Raw genomic sequence first — 8,143 nt, forward strand, 5'->3', positions numbered from 1 at the left:
ATCGCCTGCTCCTGGAATAGCGGCACGCCCAGCGTCTTGCCGAGAATGTCCCGGAGCTCGTTGCGGTCGCCATATCTGGGAAAGGGATACTCGATCTCTTCCGGTTTCACGCCGCGCCGCTTCAGATAGGGATGCACCATGTTGCCCTGGATCGGCCCGGGCCGCACGATCGCAACCTCGATCACGAGATCGTAGAATGTCCGTGGCTTCAGCCGTGGCAGCATGTTCATCTGCGCGCGACTCTCGACCTGGAACACACCGAGCGACTCGCCGCGGCACAGCATGTCGTAGATCCTGGAATCCTCGCGCGGGATGGTCGCGAGCTCCCAGCGCTTGCCCTTGTGCAGATCAATCAGATCAAAACATTTGCGGATGCAGCTCAGCATGCCCAGCGCGAGCACGTCGACCTTCATCATCCTGATTTCGTCGATGTCGTCCTTGTCCCATTCGATGAAGGTGCGGCCTTCCATTGCGGCATTGCCGATCGGCACGTACTCGTCGAGCCTGCCTTGCGTCAGCACGAAGCCGCCGACATGCTGCGACAGATGGCGGGGAAATTCGATCAGCTCGGCCGCAAGCCGCACCGCCTGGTCGATCATCGGATTCTTTGGATCAAGCCCGGCCTGCTTGACCTGCATCTCGGAGAGGCCGTCGCCCCAGCTCCCCCACACGGTGTCCGCCAACAGCGACGTGACGTCCTCGGTCAGGCCCAGCGCCTTGCCGACGTCACGGATCGCGCTGCGCGGGCGGTAGTGAATGACGGTCGCAACGATCGCCGCGCGATGACGGCCGTAGCGACGATAGACATATTGCATCACCTCCTCGCGGCGCGAATGCTCGAAATCGACGTCGATGTCGGGCGGCTCGCGGCGCTCCTCGGAGAGAAAGCGCTCGAACAGGAGGTCGATCTCGACAGGATTGACCGAGGTGATGCCGAGCATGAAGCAGACGGCGGAATTGGCCGCCGATCCCCGTCCCTGGCACAGGATGTTTTTGGAGCGCGCGAAGCGGACGATGTCATGCACGGTCAGGAAATAATGCGCGTAATCGAGCTTTCTGATCAGCGCCAGCTCTTTCTCGAGCGTCGAGTGGAGCTTGTCGTCGATGCCTTGCGGAAAATAGCGATCCACGCCTTCCCGGGTCAGGTCTTCCAGATGCTCTTGCGCGGTCTTGCCCGGCGGCACCGGCTCGTCCGGATATTGATATTTCAATTCGTCGAGCGTGAAGGTGATACGCCGGGCAAAGCGCAGCGTTTCGGCAATGGCGTCCGGGTGATCGCGAAACAGCCGCGCCATTTCGGCAGCAGGCTTCAGGTGACGCTCGGCATTGGCTTCCAGGAGGCGGCCCGCTATCTCGATACTGGTCTTTTCACGGATGCAGGTGACGACATCCTGCAGCACCCGCCGGCCATGGTCGTGATAGAGCACGTCATTGGTGGCGATCAGCGGCACGCGGGCAGCCATCGCGATCTGCTGCAGGCGCGCGAGCCGCCGCCTGTCGTCGCCGCGATGAAAAAGGCTTGCGCCGAGCCATACGCCATCGGCACGCGTGGCGCGCATCTTGCCCAGGGCCTGCGCGATGACATCGGCCTGCACGCGGTAAGGCGGCATCAGGATCAGCAATAATCCCTCGCTGAATTCGGCGAGATCGGCAAAACGCAGATGACATTCGCCTTTTTCCGCCGCGAGCTTGCCGCGGCTGAGCAGCCGGCAGAGCCGGCCATAGGCCAAACGGTCGCGCGGATAGGCCAAAATGTCGGGCGTGCCGTCGGTGAAGACGAGGCGCGATCCGACCAAAAGTTTGGGCAGCGATTTCAGCTCGGGATTTTTCAATTCCGCATAGGCGCGCACGATGCCGGCGAGCGTGTTGTGGTCGGCAATGCCGATCGCGGCCAGGCCGTATTCAGCGGCCTGGTGGACATATTCCTGCGGATGCGAGGCGCCGCGCAGGAACGAGAAATTTGAGGTGACGCCGATCTCGGCATATTGAGGTGCGCTCATGCGAACAGTCCATGCATGAACCAGTGCACCGGCTTGCCGTCCTGCTGCTCGATCTCGCGCTCGTAAAGCCCGTCGCGATAGACCCAGAACCTCAAGCCCGCCTCATCCTCCACGCGGAAATAATCGCGTGTCAGCGCGCCTCCGCCCGCTCGCCACCATTCCATGGCGATGCGCTCGGGGCCTTCGGCGTGGACCACCATATGCGTGGCGCGCCGCCAGACGAAACGGGCGGGCGGCCCGTCCGGCACCTGCGCGATCACCTGGATTTCCTCTGGCCGTTCGAACAGACGCAAGGGTCGCAGCGGCGGCTCGCCTTCCGCGCGTTCCGGCCAGGGCGCGGTCATTGCGGCGGCAAGATGCTGCTGCGCCGGTTGGGGCAGTACCGCGCGCTCGGGGATGTGGGTGTCCTGCGGCAGGTGCACCAGGACGCGTCTGGTGCCGAGACGGGCCGACAGACGATCGATCAACCCGGCGAGTTCGTCATTGTCATGGACATGGGCGTCGAGGTCGCGCTGCTCCTGCACCACGATCTCGCTGCGGCTCGCGGCGAGGCGAATGAGATCGAAGCCGAAGCCGGGATCGAGCGGGTCGGCCAGAGCATCGAGCCGTTCGCGAAGCAGGCGGTCGATCACCTCAGCCTTCGTCACCGGCTGTCCGGTATCGACTGTGAGTGTGCGCACCGCCCCGTCGGTGCGGAAGAAGGAGGCTTCCAGCCGCCGCGCGCCCTTACCCTGGCGGCCCAGGGCCGTGACCAGCATTGCGGCCAGTCTTGAAAGCGCAGTCATGATTGCCGCCTCGGTTGAGACCGGCTCGGCAAAGCGTTTTTCTGTGATGTAATCCGGCAGAGGCTTTCGCGGGCTGATCGGGTAATCACCCTGCCCCAGCGCCTGGGCGAGGAGGGTCGTAAAGGCGGACCCAAAGCGCGCGGTGATCTCGTGACGGCCGCGCGCGGCGACATCGCCGATGGTTTTTAGGCCCGCGCGCCGCAGACCGGCGGTGACCGCCTCGCCCGCGCCGAGTGCTGCGACCGGCAGGGGGCCGACCGCGTCCGCTTCCTCGCCGTCGCCGACGATGCGGCCATGGACGTGGCGGTTCAGCGTCCGCGCACAGACCGGATTTGCGGCAATCGCGGCCGAGACAGCAAAGCCCTGCGCGGTCAGGAGGTCTGAGACGAGGTGCAGCATCGCGGCCTCGCCGCCGAACAGATGGGCGCAGCCGGTGATGTCGAGAAACAGGCCTTGCGGCGGATCGAGCGCCACCAGGGGCGTGAAGCGGTCGCACCAGTCGGCGATGTCGGAAAGCTTTTTGGCGTCCAGCGCCTCGTCGGCGTCGAACACATCGAGATGCGGGCAGATGGCGCGCGCATTGGCGAGCGGCAGGCCGATGGTGAGGCCATATCGCGCCGCGGCCTCGTCGAGCGAATGGATTTTCAGTGCGTTGTTTTCCTTTATGACGACGATGCTGGGAAGGTCGGTGTTGTCTTGCCGAACCAATGACTCGTCATGCCCGGGCTTGACCCGGGCATCCACGTCTTGCTTTCTTGCAGCTTGCAAAGACGTGGATGGCTGGGACAAGCCCGGCCATGACGGCGCGGAAAGAGCTGAGTTACCGTCAACCTGCGCTGCGAAGCTTTGTGCGCGCTTGATGCGGTCGATGGGCAGACGTGGCAGCCAGAGGCTGAGAATCCGCCGCCGGTTCTGTGAAAAGGCGCTCATCACATTTCCATTCCATGATCCATCGGCCGCTCAGGCCATGGCGGTTGCGGACAAGCTCGGCATCGAAAAGCGGCGTGCCCCACGCGGCCCAGGACGCCGATGGCGGCGAATGCGCCGCGCGCACGATCCACCGCGTTTCCGCGGTCGAGGGATTTGGCGTGGCGGCGATCCGCAGCAGAAGCGCGGTGACGCCGGAGGCCTGCGCCGCCAGGGTCAGCTTGCGGCTTGCGACCAGGTCGAGCTTTTGCGTCTCGCCCCAGACTTCCAGCACCACGGCGCCGAGCGCGTCGCAGGCGAGCGCATCGGCGGAAGCCCGCAAGGTGGCCTCGACATCGGCGGTGCACACCGTCACCAGGCAACGCGGATCGAGGCCGAGCTCGGCAAGGCCGCTCATCGACAGCGCGCCGGCTTCCCGTTCGCAAAAATCCTGCCGGATCCAGAGCAACGGCCGGCGTGGCGCAATCCGCCCCGCAAGGCCTGCGACGAACCCGGTCGCCGCGGCACTCTGCCGGCCGGCCTCGGCGAACACTTCATGGACAGCGCCAACCGCAAGGCCGCCCTGCAGCGCCGCATCGGCCTCGGCATGGCCGAGGCTGACACGGCGCGGCCGCAGCGCATCGCCTTGGGCCCCGATCCGCTCGATGCGGTCGCGCAAAGTCGCAAGCGTGCTCAGGCGTGCGCTCGTCATGCGCCGCTTCCCTCGGAGGTGATGACCGCTCCCGATTCATAAGAACCAGGAGCTGGCCTGATTGTTCATGATATGTTCTAATATAAAGCTAACCTCGCCGGCAGAGTCAATCCGGATCAGGTCGGAGATGATTTTTTCAATGAAACCAATGGGCTGCGTGGGGGTTCGCAGCCACGGCTGAAGGTATTGGAGGAGGCTCTCGAATGCACCTCATAACCCTCGACAACGAAACCGATTTTGACGGCTGGCGGATGGCGGCACGGGCGCTCGTCCTGCACTCCGTGACAACGGCCGAGGTGAACTGGACCGTCAGAGATCACGCGCAGGACCCGCCATCGCAAGCCGCTCTGCCGTTTCCGAAGGTGCCGGAAGGACGTTTCAGCGTCCCGGCGAAATTCATCGAGCTGGCGCGCACCATCATCCGGCATCACGATATCACGCGCTTCGCCCTGCTCTATCGCCTGCTTTGGCGCCTAAGGCACCATCACGACCTGCTTGATAATGTGGATGATCGCGACGTCGCGCAGGCCGCAGCGATGGCGAGTGCCGTGCGTCGTGATGAGCAAAGAATGCTCGACACCCTGCGCTTCCATGAAATCGGCCGCGAGCGGACCTCGCGCTATGTCGCCTGGTTCGCGCCGGAGCATCACATCGTCGAAGCGGTCGCCCCAAGCTTCGCGCGCCGCTATGCCGACATGCCCTGGTCGATTCTGACGCCAGACATCTGCGCCCACTTCGACGGCAGCCTGATCTCCTTCACGGAGGGTGTCGGCGAAGCCGGGGCGCCCTCGGAAGACCGGCTGGAAGAAACCTGGCGGCTTTATGCCGCGAACCTTTTCCCTCCCGCACGGTTACATCAGAAGGCGCAGCCGCCCAAACGGTCCTGGCAGACCATCGAGCGGATGTCCGATGCTGCCGGCGAAACGCAAACTGATCCGGACGCTGCCATGCGAAGGAAGCAAGCGACATCCGTCGAGACTATCGAAACGTTGCGCGAACAGGCTGCAACCTGCCGCGCCTGTCACCTCTGGAAGCATGCGACCCAGACGGTGTTCGGCGAAGGTCCTTCACATGCACCGATCATGATGGTCGGCGAGCAGCCCGGCGACAAGGAAGACCTCGCCGGACTTCCCTTCGTCGGCCCCGCCGGGCAGATGCTCGACCGTGCCATGGAAGAAGCCGGCATCGACCGCAAGAAGGTCTATGTCACCAATGCGGTGAAGCATTTCAAATTCGTGCCGCGTGGAAAAATCCGGCTGCACCAGAAACCGAATACGGAGGAGATCCGCGCCTGCCGACAATGGTATGAGCGGGAACTCACCGCCCTCAGACCCAAGCTCGTCATCGCGCTGGGCGCCACCGCAGCACAATGCGTGTTCGGCAAGATCACGCCGATCAACAAGAACCGCGGACATTTGATCGATCTCGCGGAGGGTGCGAAGGCACTAGTAACGGTGCACCCGTCCTATCTCCTGCGGCTGCCCGATGCCGATGCCAAGGCGCGGGAATATGATCGTTTCGTCGAGGATCTGAAGATCGCCGCCGCCATGCTCGGGAAACCGGCCCGCGCGGCGTAGGCATTGTTCCCGTGCTGCGACGCAATGCGGGACCGCGATAACCCGGCGCCTGTCATCTGCCCTTCAAGTCCGTCGGTCAAATTCGACCCCTGGTCTTAGTAAGGGGGTCAGCATGACCGACATGACAGTCAATTCAATGACGGGGGATTCCGGCCCCGTCCAGCCGGCTTCAAAGCCTAATTTAGATAAGGGGTTCAATCCCCTGACCATGATTATTTTCTTTGGGATTTTGGCCGCGGGATTGCTGTTCGTTGCCTACAGCATCTATGTCGACATCGACGCGACCGGCACCAAGGTCACGACCTACACGCCCTTCATCCTGCTGTTCGTCGCGCTCCTGATTGCGCTCGGCTTCGAGTTCGTCAACGGTTTTCATGACACCGCGAACGCGGTTGCGACCGTGATCTACACCCACTCGCTGCCGGCCCCGATCGCCGTGGTCTGGTCGGGCATGTTCAATCTGTTTGGCGTGCTGCTCTCATCGGGCGCGGTCGCCTTCGGCATCGTCTCGCTGCTCCCGGTCGAACTGATCCTGCAGGTCGGCTCCAACGCCGGCTTCGCCATGGTGTTCGCGCTGTTGATCGCCGCCATCATCTGGAATCTCGGCACCTGGTGGCTGGGCCTGCCGGCTTCGAGTTCGCATACGTTGATCGGGTCGATCATGGGGGTTGGCATCGTCAATGCGATGCTGCGCGGCCGCGACGGCACCTCGGGTGTCGACTGGGGTCAGGCGACCAATATCGGCAAGGCGCTGCTGCTGTCACCGCTGTTCGGCTTCGCGCTCGCCTTCCTGCTGTTGTTCATCGTCAAGATGATCCTGCAGCGTGCGACGCCGGCGCTGTTCGCCGAGCCGAAGGGCAGCCAGCCGCCGCCGTTGTGGATCCGCGGCATCCTGATCCTCACCTGTACGCTGGTCAGCTTCTTCCATGGCTCGAATGACGGACAGAAGGGCATGGGCCTGATCATGTTGATCCTGATCGGCACAGTGCCGACCGCCTATGCGCTGAACCGTTCGCTGCCGACCAGCCAGATCGAGCAGTTCGTGAAAAACTCCACCGCCGCCAGCAAGGTGATCGAGACCAAGGCGGCCGGCTACAATGTGATCGGCAACCCGCGCCCGGCGGTGACCAACTACGTCTCACTGCGCCAGATCAACGAGGGCACCTTTCCGTCCCTCGCCGTGCTGGTGCGCGACATTGCGGACCAGGTCACGAAATACGGGTCGCTGGCGAAATTCCCGGCGGAAGCCGTCGGCAACACGCGCAACGACATGTACCTTGTCTCGGAAGCGATCCGCTTCCTGATGAAGGACAAGGAGAGCGACCTCAAGGCCGATGACGTCGCCGTGCTGAACGCTTACAAAGGCTCGCTCGACAACGCGACCAAGTTCATCCCGGGCTGGGTGAAGATCGTGGTGGCGATTGCGCTCGGGCTCGGCACCATGATCGGCTGGAAGCGCATCGTGGTCACGGTCGGCGAGAAGATCGGCAAGACGCATTTGACCTATGCCCAGGGCGCCTGCGCCGAGATCACCGCGGCCGCCACGATCGCGGCCGCCGATGGTTACGGCCTGCCGGTGTCGACCACCCACGTGCTGTCATCCGGCATCGCCGGCACCATGGCCGCGAACGGCTCGGGGCTGCAATGGTCGACAATCCGCAACATCGCGATGGCCTGGGTGCTCACCCTGCCAGCGGCGATGGTGATCTCCGGCACGCTGTACCTGGTGTTCTCGCAACTGTTCTGAGCCGCTGCGTTCTCACGTCATTCCAGGGCGATGCGAAGCATCGAACCCGGAATCTCGAGGTCCGGGTCTGGTCCTTCGGACCATCCCGGAATGACCAAAGCGAGAGAAAAGGCCCGCATGTGCGGGCCTTTTGCTAAGGCGTCTCACGCCGCGAGCGTGTTCTCCACCAGGCGGATCCAGAATGAGGTGCCGTAGAGGATCGCCTCGTCGTTGAAGTCGTAGGCCGGATGGTGCAGGCCGGCGCTGTTGCCATTGCCGCAGAAGATGAACGCGCCCGGCCGCGCCTGCAGCATGTAGGAGAAATCCTCCGCGCCCATCAACGGCGGCATCTCCTCGACATTGCCCTCGCCCGCGACCTCCGCTGCGATGTTCCTGGCGATGTCGGTCTGTGCCGCGTGGTTGACCGTCACGGGATA

At 63.6% G+C, this 8,143-nt stretch carries 6 protein-coding genes; 2 read left to right on the plus strand and 4 right to left on the minus strand.

Features of this window, described 5'->3' with window-relative positions:
• The 3 genes from JOZ76_RS16430 to JOZ76_RS16440 form a co-directional block, all read right to left on the minus strand.
• Positions 1-2,000: error-prone DNA polymerase (locus JOZ76_RS16430; protein WP_291699764.1), on the minus strand; the 2,000-nt coding region annotated here is incomplete at its 3' end.
• Positions 1,997-3,715 carry a Y-family DNA polymerase gene (locus JOZ76_RS16435; RefSeq protein ID WP_441300043.1) on the minus strand — a complete coding sequence of 573 codons (1,719 nt, stop codon included), beginning with the start codon at positions 3,713-3,715 and terminating at the stop codon, positions 1,997-1,999. The genes JOZ76_RS16430 and JOZ76_RS16435, both read right to left, overlap by 4 nt.
• Positions 3,612-4,403 (minus strand): ImuA family protein, encoded by a 792-nt coding sequence (locus tag JOZ76_RS16440; protein WP_291699765.1) that lies wholly within the window; start codon positions 4,401-4,403, stop codon positions 3,612-3,614. The genes JOZ76_RS16435 and JOZ76_RS16440 overlap by 104 nt, the downstream gene beginning before the upstream one ends.
• Positions 4,404-4,606: 203 nt before the next feature.
• On the opposite strand from JOZ76_RS16440, the gene JOZ76_RS16445 reads away from it, so the two are divergent.
• Together JOZ76_RS16445 and JOZ76_RS16450 are read left to right on the plus strand one after the other, a co-directional pair.
• Positions 4,607-5,980, plus strand: a complete 1,374-nt coding sequence (locus tag JOZ76_RS16445) for a UdgX family uracil-DNA binding protein (protein WP_291699766.1) — start codon at positions 4,607-4,609, stop codon at positions 5,978-5,980.
• A 112-nt stretch (positions 5,981-6,092) separates the two neighbouring features.
• On the plus strand, positions 6,093-7,727 hold the full coding sequence (locus JOZ76_RS16450; protein WP_291699767.1) for an inorganic phosphate transporter: 1,635 nt from the start codon (positions 6,093-6,095) through the stop codon (positions 7,725-7,727).
• A gap of 143 nt (positions 7,728-7,870) precedes the next feature.
• Here JOZ76_RS16450 and JOZ76_RS16455 read toward each other — a convergent pair.
• Positions 7,871-8,143 (minus strand): M20/M25/M40 family metallo-hydrolase (locus tag JOZ76_RS16455; protein WP_291699768.1); only part of this gene is annotated, 273 nt, incomplete at its 5' end.

This window comes from Bradyrhizobium sp. (genome assembly GCF_019244115.1).
GTDB lineage: Bacteria > Pseudomonadota > Alphaproteobacteria > Rhizobiales > Xanthobacteraceae > Bradyrhizobium.